General features: G+C 66.7%; 15 protein-coding genes. 10 read left to right on the top strand and 5 right to left on the bottom strand.

Annotation, left to right across the window (positions count from 1 at the left end; genetic code table 11):
- The first annotated feature begins 29 nt into the window (after positions 1-29).
- Positions 30-956, top strand: coding sequence for an alpha/beta hydrolase (locus tag AB0I14_RS09875; RefSeq protein WP_358019585.1), 927 nt, complete (start codon positions 30-32; stop codon positions 954-956).
- A gap of 5 nt (positions 957-961) precedes the next feature.
- Here AB0I14_RS09875 and AB0I14_RS09870 read toward each other — a convergent pair whose 3' ends face one another.
- Positions 962-2,317, bottom strand: coding sequence for a flavin monoamine oxidase family protein (locus AB0I14_RS09870; RefSeq protein ID WP_358019582.1), 1,356 nt, complete (start codon positions 2,315-2,317; stop codon positions 962-964).
- 27 nt (positions 2,318-2,344) lie between these two features.
- Between AB0I14_RS09870 and AB0I14_RS09865 the strand changes: the two genes are divergently transcribed.
- Positions 2,345-3,316, top strand: a complete 972-nt coding sequence (locus AB0I14_RS09865) for a TIGR03617 family F420-dependent LLM class oxidoreductase (protein ID WP_358021191.1) — start codon at positions 2,345-2,347, stop codon at positions 3,314-3,316.
- A 45-nt stretch (positions 3,317-3,361) separates the two neighbouring features.
- Positions 3,362-4,843 carry an NAD(P)/FAD-dependent oxidoreductase gene (locus AB0I14_RS09860; protein ID WP_358019579.1) on the top strand — a complete coding sequence of 494 codons (1,482 nt, stop codon included), beginning with the start codon at positions 3,362-3,364 and terminating at the stop codon, positions 4,841-4,843.
- Positions 4,844-4,846: 3 nt separating this feature from the next.
- Here the strand turns inward: AB0I14_RS09860 and AB0I14_RS09855 are convergent, their stop codons facing one another.
- Complete coding sequence (locus tag AB0I14_RS09855) at positions 4,847-5,602, bottom strand: AraC family transcriptional regulator (protein ID WP_358019576.1); 756 nt, start codon at positions 5,600-5,602, stop codon at positions 4,847-4,849.
- 34 nt (positions 5,603-5,636) lie between these two features.
- Between AB0I14_RS09855 and AB0I14_RS09850 the strand changes: the two genes are divergently transcribed.
- Positions 5,637-6,002 (top strand): DUF4345 domain-containing protein, encoded by a 366-nt coding sequence (locus AB0I14_RS09850; RefSeq protein ID WP_358019573.1) that lies wholly within the window; start codon positions 5,637-5,639, stop codon positions 6,000-6,002.
- A gap of 59 nt (positions 6,003-6,061) precedes the next feature.
- Here the strand turns inward: AB0I14_RS09850 and AB0I14_RS09845 are convergent, their stop codons facing one another.
- Complete coding sequence (locus AB0I14_RS09845) at positions 6,062-7,177, bottom strand: hypothetical protein (protein ID WP_358019571.1); 1,116 nt, start codon at positions 7,175-7,177, stop codon at positions 6,062-6,064.
- Positions 7,178-8,326: a phosphotransferase family protein gene (locus AB0I14_RS09840; RefSeq protein ID WP_358019568.1), complete on the bottom strand. Its 1,149-nt coding sequence runs from the start codon at positions 8,324-8,326 to the stop codon at positions 7,178-7,180.
- 45 nt (positions 8,327-8,371) lie between these two features.
- On the opposite strand from AB0I14_RS09840, the gene AB0I14_RS09835 reads away from it, so the two are divergent.
- The 5 genes from AB0I14_RS09835 (at position 8,372) to AB0I14_RS09815 (ending at position 13,643) form a co-directional block, all read left to right on the top strand.
- Positions 8,372-8,980, top strand: coding sequence for a TetR/AcrR family transcriptional regulator (locus AB0I14_RS09835; RefSeq protein WP_358019565.1), 609 nt, complete (start codon positions 8,372-8,374; stop codon positions 8,978-8,980).
- Between the two features lie 96 nt (positions 8,981-9,076).
- A complete protein-coding gene (locus AB0I14_RS09830) occupies positions 9,077-10,369 on the top strand; it encodes an MFS transporter (RefSeq protein ID WP_358021188.1) in 1,293 nt (430 codons plus the stop codon).
- On the top strand, positions 10,366-11,730 hold the full coding sequence (locus AB0I14_RS09825; protein ID WP_358019562.1) for an LLM class flavin-dependent oxidoreductase: 1,365 nt from the start codon (positions 10,366-10,368) through the stop codon (positions 11,728-11,730). The genes AB0I14_RS09830 and AB0I14_RS09825 overlap by 4 nt, the downstream gene beginning before the upstream one ends.
- Positions 11,731-11,890: 160 nt before the next feature.
- Positions 11,891-12,565 carry a PIG-L family deacetylase gene (locus AB0I14_RS09820; protein WP_358019559.1) on the top strand — a complete coding sequence of 225 codons (675 nt, stop codon included), beginning with the start codon at positions 11,891-11,893 and terminating at the stop codon, positions 12,563-12,565.
- Positions 12,566-12,596: 31 nt separating this feature from the next.
- Complete coding sequence (locus AB0I14_RS09815) at positions 12,597-13,643, top strand: zinc-dependent alcohol dehydrogenase family protein (RefSeq protein WP_358019556.1); 1,047 nt, start codon at positions 12,597-12,599, stop codon at positions 13,641-13,643.
- Here AB0I14_RS09815 and AB0I14_RS09810 read toward each other — a convergent pair.
- Positions 13,640-14,407: an enoyl-CoA hydratase gene (locus AB0I14_RS09810; protein ID WP_358019553.1), complete on the bottom strand. Its 768-nt coding sequence runs from the start codon at positions 14,405-14,407 to the stop codon at positions 13,640-13,642. The genes AB0I14_RS09815 and AB0I14_RS09810 overlap by 4 nt on opposite strands.
- Before the next feature lie 195 nt (positions 14,408-14,602).
- Here AB0I14_RS09810 and AB0I14_RS09805 point away from each other — a divergent pair, with 195 nt between their 5' ends.
- Complete coding sequence (locus tag AB0I14_RS09805) at positions 14,603-16,432, top strand: phospholipase D-like domain-containing protein (RefSeq protein WP_358019550.1); 1,830 nt, start codon at positions 14,603-14,605, stop codon at positions 16,430-16,432.
- The last annotated feature ends 1 nt before the right edge of the window (position 16,433 follow it).

Raw genomic sequence — 16,433 nt, 5'->3', positions numbered from 1 at the left:
CTGGCAAAGACGCCAACGATCGGAGCATCATGACCCTTCCTCAGCTACCACCGGGACGCAATGTCGAGGTTCGTGCAGTCGACGGCGTGCGGTTGCATGCCGAGGTGTTCGGGCCCGAGGACGGCTACCCGATCGTGCTGGCGCACGGCATCACGTGTGCCATCGGGGTCTGGGCCCACCAGATCGCCGATCTGGCCACCGACTACCGGGTCATCGCCTACGACCACCGCGGGCACGGCCGCAGCGAGACGCCGCGCGGGCGTCACCGGTACAGCCTCAACCACCTCGCCGCCGACCTGGACTCAGTGCTCGACGCCACGCTGAAGCCCGGCGAACGGGCCATCATCGCCGGACATTCGATGGGCGGCATCGCGATCACCTCGTGGTCGCAGCGCTACCCGGCCCGGGTGGCGGCCCGCGCCGACGCTGTCGCACTGATCAACACCACCACCGGGGATCTGGTGCGCGACGTGAAATTGCTGAGAGTGCCTGCGCCGCTGGCATCGACGCGCATCCGGGCGGCGGGTACGGCGATCCGGACCTTCGGCGGGACGCGCATGCCGCGGATCGTCGAGCGGCCCAACAAGCGTTTCGTCGCGCGTCTGGCGGTGGGCCGTGACGCCGACCCGTGGGTCGCGGAGTTCATCTATCACCTGTTCGCCGAGACCCCGTCCGCCGGACGTGGCGGCTGGGCCCGCACTCTGGTCAACGGGCTGGGCGCACAACATATCTCGCTTCGGAACCTGTCGGTGCCCACGCTGGTGATCGGCAGTGCCAAGGACCGCTTGCTGCCCATCGACGCCGCCCGCCGGATCGCCGCCGACGCGCCGAACCTGAGTGCTTTCGTCGAGATGCCCGGTGGGCACTGCGCCATTCTGGAATGCCCGTCACAGGTGAACGCCCAGTTGCGGACGCTGGCCGATTCGGTGGCGTCGCCTCAAGCGGTCAATCAGTAACGGGCTCAGTCGGTAAGCCGGCCGGCCACTTCCGCGGCCGCACGCTGACCGGACCGGACCGCCCCGTCGAGGAAACCGGTCCACTCATCCGCGGTTTCGGTGCCGGCCCAGTGGATCGCGTCCACCGGTTCCCGCAGCCACTTGCCGTACTGCGTCCACGATCCCGGCGGCACCGCCGCCGTAGGCCCACCCGGAGCGAATTGCTCTGCGCTCCAACAGTGGTCGGTGTAGTCGATCGGTTTCAGGGCGGCATCGCCGAACAGGGTGGCGAACCCGGACAGGGCCTGCTCGCGGCGCTCCGTCGGGGACAGCCGGTCGAAGCTGCGGGCGTCGGTGAACCCCAACAGGATGCCTGGGCGGTCTTCACCACCCGGGCTCACGTCGAAGGTGATGAATACCGGCCCCTCGTCGGACAATGCTTCGCCCGAGCAGCCGTTGGTGCGCCAGAACGGCCGTTCATAGGCGGCGTAGGCCTTGCTGAGGTTGCCCTGCGGCCAGTTCACGGCCAGCTCGGCATACGGCTTGGGCAGCGCCGGGCTGAACTCGATCCCGGTTCGGTGCTGCGGTGGGATCGCCACGATCACTGCACGCGCCTGCACCACGCCGGACGGACAGGTCACCGCCAGCGTGCCGTCGTCATGCCGCTCGATGCGGTCCACCGGGGCGCTGAGCACCACCCGGTCTCCGAGTTCCTCGGCCATCTTGCACGCGATCTGCTGGGTGCCCCCGGGAAACCGGTCTTGCTGGGCCCCGCCGCGGACGTCGAGCATGCGGTCCAGCCCGCCGGCGGCCTTGACGTAGCGGGCGGCGTGCAGCATCGACACCTCGTCGGGCTCGGCGCCCCAGGTAACCCTCGACATGATCGCCATCAGGTTGCGTGTCGAGGCGTTGGCGCCTGCCGAGCGCAGCCACTGCTCCAGCGTGCGGTCGTCGAGCTTGTGCGCGTTCGGGCTGTTCCACGGCTCATCCACTCGGATCAATCGGCAGAGCCGTTCGAACCGCCACTGGATGCGGGACACGTCGAACAGTTCCATCATCGACAACCGCGGGATGGTGCTGCGGTAGGACCGGACGCGTCCGTGCCAGCGGATCAGGTTCTTGCCGCGGTCGTAGGTGGGCACGGTGCGGCACCCGAGTTCGTCGGCCAGCGCCAGTACCGCGTCCTGGGTGGGGCCGACGAACGTGCCGCCCAGGTCGACGGGCACTCCGGCGATCGTGGTGGTCGACGAGCGTCCGCCCACCCGGTCACGTCCCTCGAGCACCACCACCTGGTGTCCGAGCCGGACCAGGGTTCGGGCGGCGGACAGCCCGGCGAAGCCGGCGCCCACGACGACGACGTCGGTGCTGGTTGGGATACTCACCTGTCTAGGCTCTCACGCGTGAAGGTGATGACAGCGTTGTTCGGGCCGCGCGACGCGATCGGTCGGGCCGCGGCCCTGCGTGAGGCCGGGGCCAGTGGGGTATTCACCTTCGAGGGGCCCCATGACGTATTCACCCCGTTGACGCTGGCCTCCACGGTCGGGGATCTCGACCTGATGACCAATGTGGCAATTGCGTTCCCGCGCAACCCGATTCATCTGGCACACCAGGCTATCGACCACCAGATCCTTTCTGGTGGCCGGTTCACCCTGGGGCTCGGCACACAGATCCGCACCCAGATCGAGAAGCGGTTCGGCGCCGAGTTCGACCGGCCGGTGGCCCGGATGTCCGAGTTCGTCGCGGCGTTGCGGGCGATCTTCGCGGCGTGGGAGAGCGGCGAGCGCCTGGAGTTTCGCGGCGAGTACTACCGGCACACGCTGATGACACCCACGTTCACCCCTCGGGACAACCCCTACGGTCCGCCGCCGATCTATGTCGGGGCGCTGGGCCCCCGGCTGACCCGGGCCACCGCGCAGTTCGCCGACGGCCTGCTGGTCATGCCGTTCGGGTCGAAGCGGTTCCTGCACGAGGTCACGCTGCCCGCGGTGCGGGGCGGGCTCGTCGCGGCCGACCGTGACGAGGCGGATCTGGCCATCGTCCCGGAGATCATCGTGTCGGCCGGCGACGATCATGACGCGGCGCGACGGCTGCTGGCCTTCTACGGATCGACCCCGGCGTACCGGCCGGTGCTGGAGGTACACGGGTGGGGCGATTTGCAGCCCGAACTCAACGCGCTGTCCAAGCAGGGCCGCTGGCAGGAGATGGGTTCGCTGATCGACGACGAGGTGCTGCACACCATCGCGGCCTGCGGCAGCCCCGCCGACATCGCCGCTCATATCCGTGACCGGGTGGCGGGGGTGTCGGACCGGATCTGCCTGTATCAGCCGGGTCCGATCGCCGTGGATTCGCTTGCCCAGATCGTTGACGCACTGCGCAGCTGAACGCCTAGGGTGGGTGGTACCGAGCGGGACCAAAGGAGGTTCGCCATGGGTGCTGCGGATCCGGAGTACACCGATGTACTCATCATCGGGGCCGGGATCTCGGGGCTGGGCGCGGCCTATCGTGTGCACGAGAAGAGCCCCGGCCTGACGTACACCGTGCTGGAACGCCGGGCGAGGATCGGTGGCACCTGGGACCTCTTCCGGTATCCGGGGATCCGCTCGGACAGCGACATCTTCACGCTGAGCTTCCCGTACCAACCCTGGACCCGGCCGGAGAATGTCGCCGACGGTGGCGATATCCGCGACTACCTGACCGAGACCGCCAGCACTTACGGCATCGACCGTCATATCCGGTTCAACACCCGTGTGTTGTCGGCGGATTGGGATTCGGGCACCGACACCTGGACCGTGCATACCGAGCAGGACGGCCAGGCCGGGACCTACCGGTGCCGGTACCTGTTCTGCGGCACCGGCTACTACAACTACGACGAGCCCTACACCCCGGAATTCCCGGGTATCGAGAGCTTCGGCGGCGACGTGGTGCACCCGCAGTTCTGGCCCGAGTCGCTGGATTACTCGGGCAAGCGCGTGGTGGTGATCGGTAGTGGGGCCACGGCGATCAGTCTGGTGCCCGCGTTGGCCCAGCAGGCCTCGCACGTGACGATGCTGCAACGCTCGCCGACCTACATGATGTCGATGGCGCGGATCGATCCCATGGTGCAGGCCATCCGTAAGGCACTGCCGCGCAAGCTGTCTCATCAGGTGGTGCGGTTCCGCAATGCGATGATCCACGTACTGATGTACTTCGTGTTCCGGAAGGCACCCAAGTTCGGGCGGTGGCTGATCCGCAACCGGACCGTCGCCGCACTACCCGAGGGTTACCCCGTCGACGTGCACTTCAAGCCACGGTACAACCCGTGGGACCAGCGCTTGTGCCTGGTTCTCGACCGAGACCTGTTCGAGCACATCAGCCATGGCCAAGTCGATGTCGTCACCGATCACATCGACCATCTCGACGCCGCGGGCATCGTGCTGAAATCCGGTGAGCGAGTGGATGCCGACGTGATCGTCACCGCGACCGGGCTGCAACTGCAGGCGCTCGGCGGGATCAGGCTCACGGTCGACGGCCAGGAGGTCAAGCCGACCGAACGGTTCGTCTACAAAGAGTTCCTGCTCGAGGACGTCCCGAACCTGGCGTGGTGCATCGGCTACACCAACGCGTCGTGGACGCTGCGGGCCGACATGACAGCGCGGGCGTTCGCAAACCTGTTGGCCTACATGGGTGCTCACGGTTACACGCATGCCTATCCACACAAAGGTGCGGCGCCGATGCCGGAGAAGCGGACATGGGACCTGGAGGCCGGCTACATCCAGCGTTCCGAGCACGCGCTGCCGCGTTCGGGCACCAAACGGCCGTGGCACGTCCGCCACAACTATGTGCTGGACGCCATCGACCACCGCTTCGACCGCATCGACGAGTCGATGGTCTTCGGCCGCGCCCCCGCCACCGAGTCGGTGGCTTCCTGATCGTCACGGTGTGCGGATGCGCAGCCCTGTCGTCAGGAGCTGTGTCGCCGACAATCCGAACGTGGTCTTGAAGGTGTCCGCCAGGTGCGACGGGCTGGCGAACCCGGAATCGGCGGCTGCCGTGGTCAGATTCGCACCGGCCGCCACCGCGGTACCGGCCAGCATGAGCCTGCTCCACATCCGGTAGCGCCGCAGGCTGGTCCCGGCCTCGCGGCGGAACAGATGCAGGAACCGGGATTCAGATAATCCCGCGGTCGCCGCGAACTCACGGGCCGATACCGCTGCCGCCGGGTCCCCGCGAATCTGCTTGGCCACCAGCTCGATCCGAGGATCGATCCGGTGCGGCTCATCGGGGGCGGCCAGCTTCAGCCAGCGCCGGGCAGCCTCGTCGTCGTCCGGTCTCGTCGTCAGCGCGGACTCGGCGGCATGGCCGACGCCGATGCTGTCCCGGAATTCGGTGAACTGCTGTCGGCATGACGCGCTGCGCTGGGAACCGGGATCGAGATAGCACGACACCAACGCGCCCCGCATCGACAGGTGATGGGTGAGCCGCGGTGGAATCAACAGGCTCCGGGCGGTGATCGCATTGCCCTGCACCGTCACCGTCAGGGGTCCGTCGACGCCGACGGCCAGGCACCACACGGATCCGGAATGCGGCTCAAGGCCGAGTCCCGGCCCGGAGTAGAGCGCCTGCCCCGGCCACAGCCACACCGTCGGGCAGCAGGTTTGTGGAAGCGCCGGCACGGGTTCAGTCTGCATGCTGGGCTCCTCATCAACTGATCAGGAGGCTACCGTGGTTATCGCAGTGATCGTCGTGGTCGGGGTGTTCTTCCTCGGCATGGGTGTCTACGCACTGGCAGCTCCGCAGGCGATTCTGCGCCCGTTCGGGTTCAGCATCGACACCGCGGCGACGCGCGCCGAAGTGCGGGCCGTGTACGGAGGATTCGGGTTGGCGATCGCCGGTGTGCTTGGCTACGCCGCAGCGACGCCGGGGGAGGTGCGCACCGGAATCCTGATCACTGTCGGCACCGCACTGGCCGGAATGGCGTTCGGCCGCATCGTGTCAGGGTTGATCGGCGACCGAACCTCGTTCTACCCCAACTGGTTCTACTGCCTGGTCGAGGCGATCGGAGCGGGGGCGTTGTTCGTGGCGGCCTGAGCGCACCGTTGTCACGCCAGAGTGGCTGTCGCCGTTGACCTGGCGTGACGCCTGGTGTCCTAGGGGGCGACGGTGAGCCAGTCGGCGAAACCGGAGGGGTCGTGGCGGCCGAGTGCACCGTGCTCGAACAGTCCCCAGCCCTCCACCGGCGCACGATTGCCTTCGGTGCAGACGGCACGGCCGACGTGGTCGATCACACCGAACGCGGTCCGGCCGACGACCGCTGGATCGGTCATGTCGTAGGTCCGCCGTTCGGTGAACTTCTCGCCCTTCCACACGCCGTGGATCCAGTCGACGTCGCCGCCGTAGCCGCCGCCGACGTGAATCGGCACGGGCAGTTTCGATTCCACGTCGAACCGGACCGGGGTGCCGTCGGGTGTGGTGGCCTCGATGGTGGCACCGGTCGGGATGCGGGTGCCGGAACGGTAGTGGATCTTCACCCGCGGCCAGCCGAGCTGTTCGACGCGGCCGTCCTTGAAGACCCGGCTGCAGTCGTTGAGCGAGCGGAACCCGCTGGGATCCTCCTGGATGATGAAGACGATCGAGAAGTCGTCGAACGCCATCGGCACGTACAGCCACCACATGCCCTCGAACGGCGGGTCGGCCGGACGTCCGGCGGGCTCGGCCTCACCGACCGGGCGGATGCCCCAGGACCGGTCGCGGGAGCCGATCCAGGTTTCCGGGTCGACGTCGATGCGTTGGCCGTCGATCTCCAGATAGCCGCTCCAGGCACCCAATTGGGCGAAGCGCTGGGCGTCGAGCGTGACCCGGTTCCCCTGACGCATCAGGTGCGGCTGCTCCTGCACGACATCGAACAGGCCGTCCCAGGTGAGATCCGCAGCGACACCCTCGGTCTCGTCGAGCACGATGCGGATCTTCTTGAGCGGCTCGGTGACCTCGACCCGGTAACCCACCACGTGCTGGTTGAGCCGGTCCTGATCGATCGCGTCGGACAGATGGACCGCCGTCTGCTCATCGCCGCGGCGTACGAGAAAGTACGCGTCCTTCACCCCGAGGTTGGGGTAGTAGCCGAGGCCGGTGATGACGAAGATGTCGCCGGTGCGGTCGTGGGCATTGAAGTACGAACGGTCGTAGAAGTTCCGGTCCGAAGATCCCGGCCAGGCGATCGGCTGAGGAACTTGATGTACCGGGAATTCGTCCATCGGGCCGAGCATTTAAGACTCCTCAATGAGACGCCGCAGCAACGGCGCGTGGTAGAACATCGTTTCGACGTCGTCGGGCTTCTCGGTCTCGCCGAAGTGCACGCGCCGGGCGCCGGTGCGCATGAACACGCAGCACCAGATGACGCCTGAGTAGACGTAGAACCAGCGCAGGTCGCCGAGTTCGGCCCCGGTCAACTCGCGGTAGGTCGCGCGGACATCCTCCTCGCGCATCACGTCGGGCAGGCCGGGTAGCCCGGCCATACCGGACAGCTCTTGAAACACCATGTGCGCAAAGATGATCCACGAAACGTCGAGCTCTCGGGGGCCGAGGGTGGCCATCTCCCAGTCGAGTACGGCCGCGGGACGGAAATCGTCGTAGAGCACGTTGCCGATGCGTGAATCACCCCACGTCAAAACGGTTTCCGACGCTGCCACGTCCTCGGGGAAGTTGTCTTCCAGCCATTTCAGTGCCCGCTCCACCAGCGGTGAACGGCCGATATCGGGTACCGCGTAGTCGTACCAACCCTTGAGCCAGCCGAAGTGCCGGCGCAGTGGGGTATCGCCCGGCGGGTCGATCTCGGACAGGTACGCGAACCGCTCGGCCGCGTCGGGGATCGCGTGAAGCTTGGCGAGTACCTCCACGGTGCTGTCCTGCAGTTCGCGCTGGCGTTCGACCGGGGCATCGGCGAACCAGTTGCCGCCGAAGGTGTAGGGCATGACATCGGGCGGCACCTGGCCGTCGATCCGGTCCATCAGGAAGAACGGCGTGCCCAGCACCTCGCCGGTGGTGTCCATCCAGCGCACGTTGGGGACGGGCACGTCGGTGAGTTCGCCGACCTGACGCATCACCTCGAACTGGTGATCAAGCCGGTACGACGAGAACACCGGGACGTCGTCCTGCGTGGGGGCGACGCGGGCCACCCACCGCTGCTCCTTCGCCTCGCCGTCCTCTTCCCAGCGGCCGGTCAGCATGATCGTTTCCGAGGACATGCCGTTGGAGTCGACTCCGCTTTCCACGGTGATCTCGGGAGCGACACCGCCCGGCATCACGGTGGACAGCCATTTCGACAGCACCGATGGCAACGTGGTGACGTCGCGGCTGGAGCGTTGCAGGTGGTCGACGTTCTCTACAGGAGCGTCCACGGCCGGCTCATTTGCCATTCAACTCTTCCTTACGGACACAATTACGATACTGTTGGTAGCGTTATGAAAGCAGAGCCATCACCGGTTGGCAAGACCGCCGGAGCGGGACGTCCTCGCGACCCGCGCATCGACGCTGCCATATTGCAGGCCACCTCGGATCTGCTTGTCGAAATCGGTTATGCGAACCTGACGATGGCCGCAGTGGCCGAGCGGGCGCAAACCACGAAAACCGCGCTGTACCGCCGGTGGTCGAGTAAAGCCGATTTGGTGCACGAGGCGGTCTTCCCGGCAGCCGCGACGGCGTTGACGACTCCGGCCGGTGACATCGCCGCCGATATTCGGGCAATGATCGGTGCGGCCCGCGACGTCTTCACCAGCCCGGTGGTGCGCGCGGCACTGCCGGGACTCGTCGCCGACGTCGCCGCCGACACCGACCTCAACACACGGGTGATGCAGCGGTTCGCCGGGATGTTCGTCGCGGTGCGCGCCCGGATCGTCGACGGCATCGCGCGCGGTGAGGTGCAGGCCGACGTCGACCCGGACCGTCTGGTGGAACTCATCGGCGGATCGACCCTGCTGCGGATGCTGTTGTGGCCCGAGCGCGAACTCGATGACAAGTGGGTGGCGCAGACGGCGGCGATCCTGGTGCACGGGGCCACCGTCGGTACGTAACGTCTGGTGCATTTGCGTCACCCTGAGGCCAAATCTTCCGGGTGATTCAGGCGCCGCATAACCTGCGGCCACGTGACTATTACCGACCCACGTTCCGTGGCTACCGCCAAGCCGAGTGCGCGCACCGTCGCGCTGGGTAGTGCGGTCGGCACCACGATCGAGTGGTACGACTTCTATCTGTATGCCACGGCCGCGGCCTTGGTCTTCAAACCGTTGTTCTTCCCGAATATTTCATCGACGGCAGGCACGCTGGCCTCTTTCGCGACCTATGCCGCAGGGTTCGGGGCCCGGCCGTTGGGTGCCCTGATATCCGGCCATTACGGAGATCGCTTGGGGCGCAAGGTAGTTCTGGTAAGCGCGTTGGTGGGGATGGGTCTGAGCACTTTCGCGATCGGACTCCTGCCGACGTACGCCCAGGTTGGGCTGCTCGCACCCGCACTGCTGGTGAGTCTGCGGTTGCTGCAGGGCCTGGCGGTCGGCGCCGAATGGGGTGGTGCGGCGTTGCTTTCGGTAGAGCATGCACCGGCGGGTCGCCGCGGTCTGTTCGGAAGCTTCACCCAATTGGGCTCGCCGGCCGGCATGTTGCTGTCGACGGCCATTTTCTACGTGACGAGGACGGCCACCGGGCCCGGCGCCTTCCTCGCCTACGGTTGGCGAATCCCCTTTCTGCTCAGCGCTGTTCTTGTCGTCGTCGGCCTGGTGATCCGGCTGAGGCTCACCGACGCCGAGGTGTTCACCAGCGTCAGAGACCGCGGCGAGGTGGCGCGGTTGCCGGTGCTGGAGGTGCTGCGCACCCAGCCGCGGAATGTGTTGATCACCACCGGTCTACGATTTTCGCAGATCGGACTGTTCGTCCTACTGACCACGTATTCACTTACCTACCTGCAGGATTCGTCGACCGCCGGCAGTCAGGTCGGCTTGACGGCGGTGCTGATCTCATCGGCCATCGGGCTGGTCAGTACGCCGCTGTGGGCAATACTGTCCGACCGGGTGGGCAGACGGCCTCCGTACCTGTTCGGCGCGGTGGCCGGTGTACTGGCCCTCATCCTGTTCTTCGTGGCGGCGGGGACCGGATCTCATATCGCGATCGTGTTGGCGATCGTGTTCGGTGTCAACATCGCCCACGACGCCATGTACGGGCCGCAGGCCGCCTGGTTCGCGGAACTGTTCGATACCCGGGTGCGCTACAGCGGTGCTTCGCTGGGGTACCAGATAGGCGCCGTGCTCTCGGGTGGGTTCGCACCGTTGATCGCGGCTGCGCTGCTGGTCGCGGGTGGCGGTAGCCCCTGGCTGATCGTCGGCTATTTCGGCGTGCTTACCGCGATCACCTTCACGGCCGCCTGTTTCGCACGGGAAACACATCTGGATGAGATCGGAGATGTGCGATGACCCGGATCTATCTCAACGCCTTCGACATGGCCTGCGTCGGGCATCAGTCCGCCGGATTGTGGCGCCACCCCGACGATCAGGGCTACCGATACCGGGAACTCGGATACTGGACCGAACTCGCCCGCATCCTGGAGGGCGGCGGCTTCGACGCGTTGTTCCTCGCCGACGTGCTCGGTGTCTACGACGTCTACGGCGGATCCCGGGACGCGGCGGTGGCCGATGGCGCACAGGTCCCGGTCAACGACCCGACACTTGCGGTTTCGGCCATGGCGGCGGTCACCGAAACCCTGGGATTCGGTGTCACGGTGTCGTTGACCTATGAGCAGCCCTATGCCCTGGCCCGCCGCCTCTCCACACTGGACCACCTGACCGGTGGCCGGGTGGCCTGGAACATCGTCACCTCCTACCTCGACAGCGCTGCTCGCAATCTCGGACTGGATGCCCAGATCCCGCACGACGAGCGCTACGAGATCGCCGAGGAATACCTCGAGGTCTGCTACAAGCTGTGGGAAGCATCGTGGGAACCCGGCGCCGTCGTCCGCGACCGGGAACGAGGCGTGTTCGCCGATCCGGCGAAAGTCCATGACATCGAACACAAAGGCCGCTACTTCAGCGTCCCGGGGCCGTTCCTGTGCGAACCATCTCCGCAGCGCACCCCGATGCTGTTTCAGGCCGGTGCCTCACCGCGCGGAGTCCGGTTCGCCGCGGCACACGCCGAGGCGGTGTTCGTGTCGGGCCCCACGCCCGAAATCGTTTCCAAGCCGGTCAAGGCCCTGCGCGCCGCCGCAGCCGAACACGGACGAGATCCCGGGTCCATCAAGGTGTTCACGATGCTGACCCCGATCGTCGCCGAGACCCATGAGGCGGCGGTCGCCAAGCTGCACGAGTACCGGCAGTTTGTCAGCGCGGAGGGCGCATTGGCACTGTTCGGCGGCTGGACCGGTGTCGATCTGGCTGAGCTCGGGCCCGATGAACCCCTGAGATACGTGCAGACCGAGGCCAATCGTTCTGCGCTGGCATCGTTTACCACGTCGGACCGGAACTGGACGGCGGGGGAGTTGGCGCACGAGGTCGGTCTGGGTGGCCGTGGCCCGGTGGTCGTGGGTTCGCCCACCGAGGTTGCCGATGAGCTCGAACGTTGGGTCGACGAGGCCGGCGTCGACGGGTTCAATCTCGCCTACGTCACGACACCGGGCACCTTTGTCGACTTCGCCCGCCACGTCGTGCCCGAGTTGCGTCGTCGCGGGCGAGTGCCCGAGCCCGCCGAACGGACCACGCTGCGGGAACGGCTCGGCGGCGCCGGACCATTGCTGGCTCCTGAGCATCCGGGCGCAGCCTATCGGCCGCCGGGCTGGGGCTGAGGCGATCAGCTGGTTGACATGAACCGCGGTTCAAGTTCGACACTGGTGCGGTGAATACCGAGGATCAGCAGGACCGCAACGGCATCGTCAGCTACGTCCTCGTCGAGAACGACGGGCGCTGGCTGATCCGCTCCGCCCACAACACCCGGGTGAGCTAGCAATGGACATCCAACCGTTTCCCGCCGATTGGCAGACCGCGCTGGTGCTGGTGGCCCACCCGGACGATCCCGAGTACGGCGTCGGCGCGGCCGTCGCGAAGTGGACTGCCGCGGGCAAGAGCGTGCATTACGCGCTGGCCTCGCGGGGCGAGGCCGGTATCGCCGGAATGCCGCCGGAGCAGGCCGGGCCGTTGCGGGAAGGGGAGCAGCGGCGATCGGCTGCCATCGTCGGGGTTCACGACGTCGCGTTCTGGGACTTTCCGGACAGCAACATCCGCGACACCCCCGAGCTGCGGGCGAAGATCGCCGAGACCATCGCGGCGCTGCGTCCCGATGTCGTCGTCACCCTTTACAGCGGGCCCAGTTGGGCGCCGGGCGCACCGAATCAACGTGACCACATCGAGTTCGCGCACGCGGTCGCGGCGGCGTATGACAGTCTGCCCAGCCCGCCGGCCTGGCTCTTCGAGAACGGGCCGGACCCGTCGCACTGCGAGGTGGTCGACGGCTACACCGATACGGCAGTGAGTTCTCTTGCTGCCCACGAGGTTTACCTGTCGGTGCTCGATCCCGAGACTCCTGTCGTCGAACAGGCCCGACGGCAGGTGGAGATGTCGACCCCGGCACTCCCCGGATTCGGCGGGCGCACCGTCGGCTTCATTGTGAAGCGGCATCGCTGAGCCGGTCCGGAGGCGGCCTACCATCGCAGCTGTGCGTGCTGTGGTCTATTCCGAGGTGGGCGTGCGGCCCACTGTGGTCGAGGTGGCCGACCCCGTATGTCCTGACGACGGTGTGGTCGTCGAGGTCGCGGCCACCGGCGTGTGCCGGTCCGACTGGCACGCCTGGCGGGGGCATGATCCGGTGACCTTGCCGATCATTCCCGGACATGAATTCTCCGGGACCATCGTGGCGGTCGGTGCCGAGGTAGCGGGCTGGCAGGTGGGCGACCGCGTGACCGCGCCCTTCGTGCTGGGCTGTGGGCGCTGCGAGTTCTGCGTGGCCGGCGATGCCCAGGTGTGCCCCGACCAACTACAACCGGGATTCACGCTGCCGGGCTCCTTCGCCCAGCGGGTGGCGGTTCCGCGGGCCCAGGCCAACCTCGTGCGTCTGCCCGACACGGTCTCGTTCGTCGCGGCGGCCTCGCTGGGGTGTCGGTTCGCGACCTCGTTTCGCGCCGTGGTCAGCCACGGCGGGGTGCAACCCGGCCAGTGGGTCGCGGTCCACGGGTGCGGTGGGGTAGGTCTGTCGGCAGTGATGATCGCAAAAGCCTTCGGCGCCAGAGTTGTTGCCGTCGATCGCAGCGCCCAGGCGCTGGCCGCCGCCGGCGGACTCGGCGCCGATGAGTTGATCGACGCCAGTGAGATCACGGACATCGCAACCGAAGTCGTGCACCGCACGGGTGGCGGTGCGCACATCGGGGTCGACGCCATCGGGCATCCGGCGGTCGCGGCGGCCTCGGTCTCCTCGCTGCGCCGTCGTGGCCGCCATGTCCAGGTCGGCCTCCTGCTGGGTGACGCGGCACAGACTGCCCTCCCGATGGACCGGGTGATCGCCCAGGAACTGGCGATCTTCGGGTCGCACGGAATGCCGGCCGTCGACTATCCGGTGATGCTGGACCTTCTCGCATCCGGTGCGCTGCGGCCCGAGTTGTTGGTCACCCAGCGAGTGGGGCTGGACCAGGCGGGCGCGGCGTTGGCCGCCATGGACGCCCCCGCGGGGCCGGGGATGACGATCATCGAGCCCGCCCGGACCGGCTAATCGTCGATCTGACCGCGATTGCGTTGAGCTACCGCCTGATACCGGTCACCCAACCCGTCGAAATCACGCGCCTGCGCGCCGGCGATGGCCTGCTCCGCGGACAGCGCGGGTGCGATCAGCGGAGCCGTGCCCCGGACATAGATCTCTTTGAGCCCGGCCATGATCGGGCCGGGCACCTCGGCGATCTGGCCCGCGAGCTCGAGTGCGCGGGCCAGCAGTCGCTCGTGGGGCACCACTTCCGTAACCAGGCCCAGGCGTTCGGCGCGTGTGGCGTCAACGACCTCGCCGGTCATCGAGAGCCGGCGCGCCATCGCAGCACCGACTACATGGGGCAGCCGTGCCGTCATCCCGCCGCCGGGCAGGATCCCGACCCGGGCGTGTGTGTCGGCGAACACCGCCCGGTCGGAGGCGATCAGGAAGTCGCAGCCCAGGGCCATCTCCAGCCCACCGGTGAACGTGGCTCCGTTGATCGCTCCGATGATCGGGGTACGCAGCTCGCCGGTCTTCGTGATGCAGTTGTGCGACCGGAACTTCTCGAAATACTCCATGCCGAGCGTCTGCGCCTCTTTGAGATCGACGCCGGCGCAGAACGCCGGGTCGGTCCCGGTGAGCACGATGGCCCGCACCGTCTGATCGGTATCGGCGTCGTCGAGGGCGCCGTACAGTGCCTCGATCAGCTCGCGTCCCAGGGCGTTCCGTGACCGCGGACGATGCAGGGTGAGGACCCGGACGGCGCCGTGGTCAGCGGTCAGGACGGTTGTCATGGGTTCGAATGTAGCCCGCTAGATGAGATATCGGCGAAAGTGCTGTCTATTGGCTCGTAACTTGCTGTGAGCCTGGGAAATTGGAATCCCGACCGGCGGATTCGAGTAGTCGGGTACGCGCGCGTGTCATCGTCGGCGAATGCAGTCTGGGGGTACCCGCGGTTTGACCGCGCCCGACGCCGAAGGAGTCCCATCATGTCGACCGTCCGCGCCTCCAATGCCGTGCTCGCCGTCAACGCCTTCTGCGGCGACGCCAAGACCCTGCTGGCCTTCGATCTGAGCTCCGACTCCGCGCGGACCGGACTGGCGGGTTTCACCGTCGAGGTTCATCCGCCGGGAGTCCAGCCGTACTACGTCGACAACAATCTGCGGTTGGCTGCCTCACCAGACCATGCCCAGGTCGCGGGGGTGTCACCGTTCTCGAGCGTGAACGCCCCGATCCACAAGTTCCGGTGGGTGCACGTGCCCGGGCTCGTTCATCAGGGTGGCTCTCCAGCCTTCGGGGCGTACCGCTACGTCGTCACTCCGCGGTACTTCAGTGACGCCGGCGCGTTGCAATTACTGGACCCGAGCCTGGCCGTGACCGTTGACGTGGAAGTCGGCCCCTTCGTCAAGGGCAATCTGGCGGCCAGTTTCACCCGCGGCTATGTGCAATCCCAGGCGTTCGTGCGTCATTTCGGGCCCGCGACACATCTGCGCCCCGCCGACGACTTGTTGACGTTCGACACCTCGGCGGTGGCGGGAACCCGGTCCGATGGCCAAACCTACACTTATGCACAAGAATACGAGTGGTTGGGGTTTACCGCCCGCAAGCGGGTCCTCGATCTGCTTTCGGAGGTGCAGTCCGATCCGACCCTGTCAGTCGACGTGTTCGCCTACGACCTGAACGAACCCGACGTGTGTGCCCTGTTACTCAAGTTGGCTGCGAGCAATCAGGTCAGGATCATTCTCGATGACTGCCCCGAGCACCACAGCACAACCAAGCCGACGCCCGAGGACCAGTTCTACGACGCGTTCACCGGACAGGTGGGCACCGATGCGATCCTGCGAGGCCATTTCAGCCGCTACGCCCACGACAAGGTGATGGTGGTCTCCGACAAGGACGGCGCGCGCACCGTGCTGACCGGGTCGACCAATTTCTCGATCAACGGTCTGTACGTCAATGCCAACCACGTGCTCGTGTTCGACGACCGCGAGGTTGCGGCCACCTACGCCGCCGTGTTCGACGAGGTGTGGCAGGACGGGGTCAAGACCAAACCGTTCGCAGCATCGCAGTGGGCCACCGGCCCGCATACGTTCGGCGGCGACGCGTCGGACACCCCGGCCACCTCGATCACGTTCTCGCCGCACACCTCAGATACCGCCGGCGAGATCCTGGGCGCGCTGGTCGACCGGGTGAACGCCGAGTCGAAAGCGACATCGCCGCAGGGTTCGGTGTTCTTCGCCGTCATGGTTCTGGGCGGTACCTCGGCGAACCCGGTCTACGATGCGCTGAACGAAATACATTCAGACACTGCGGTATTCAGTATGGGCATTTCGGATGCTCCCAAAGGTGTCGCACTGTACGTACACGGGCAGAAGACCGGTCTGATCGTGTCAGGCAAGCCCGGCCACGTGGCCCTACCGCCGCCGTTCGACCAGGTACCGCAAGTTGTCGGGCACGAGGTGCACCACAAGTTCGTGGTGTGTGGTTTCCGCGGTGCGGACCCGGTGGTCTATTGCGGGTCGTCGAATCTGGCGCTGGGCGGGGAACAGGCCAACGGTGACAACCTGCTCGCGATCAGTGATGAAGATGTCGCGACGGCGTTCGTGATCGAAGCTCTGGCGTTGGTCGATCACTACCAGTTCCTGGACACACTCAGCAGCAAATCCGCTGCGCCGCCCAGTGTCGCCGCGGCGACACTCGATCGCGGGGCGGCAGCCGTGGCGGCGGGCTGGTTCCTTGGGACCACAGACGCCTGGGCACAGAAATACTTCGATCCGACCGATCTGCACTGTGCTGATCGGGAATTCTTCGGTAGCTGAA

It is taken from the genome of Mycobacterium sp. NPDC050441, assembly GCF_040655355.1.
Classification (GTDB): domain Bacteria; phylum Actinomycetota; class Actinomycetes; order Mycobacteriales; family Mycobacteriaceae; genus Mycobacterium.
Note: the sequence above shows the minus strand (reverse complement) of the source record. Positions and strands in the feature narration are given on the sequence as shown.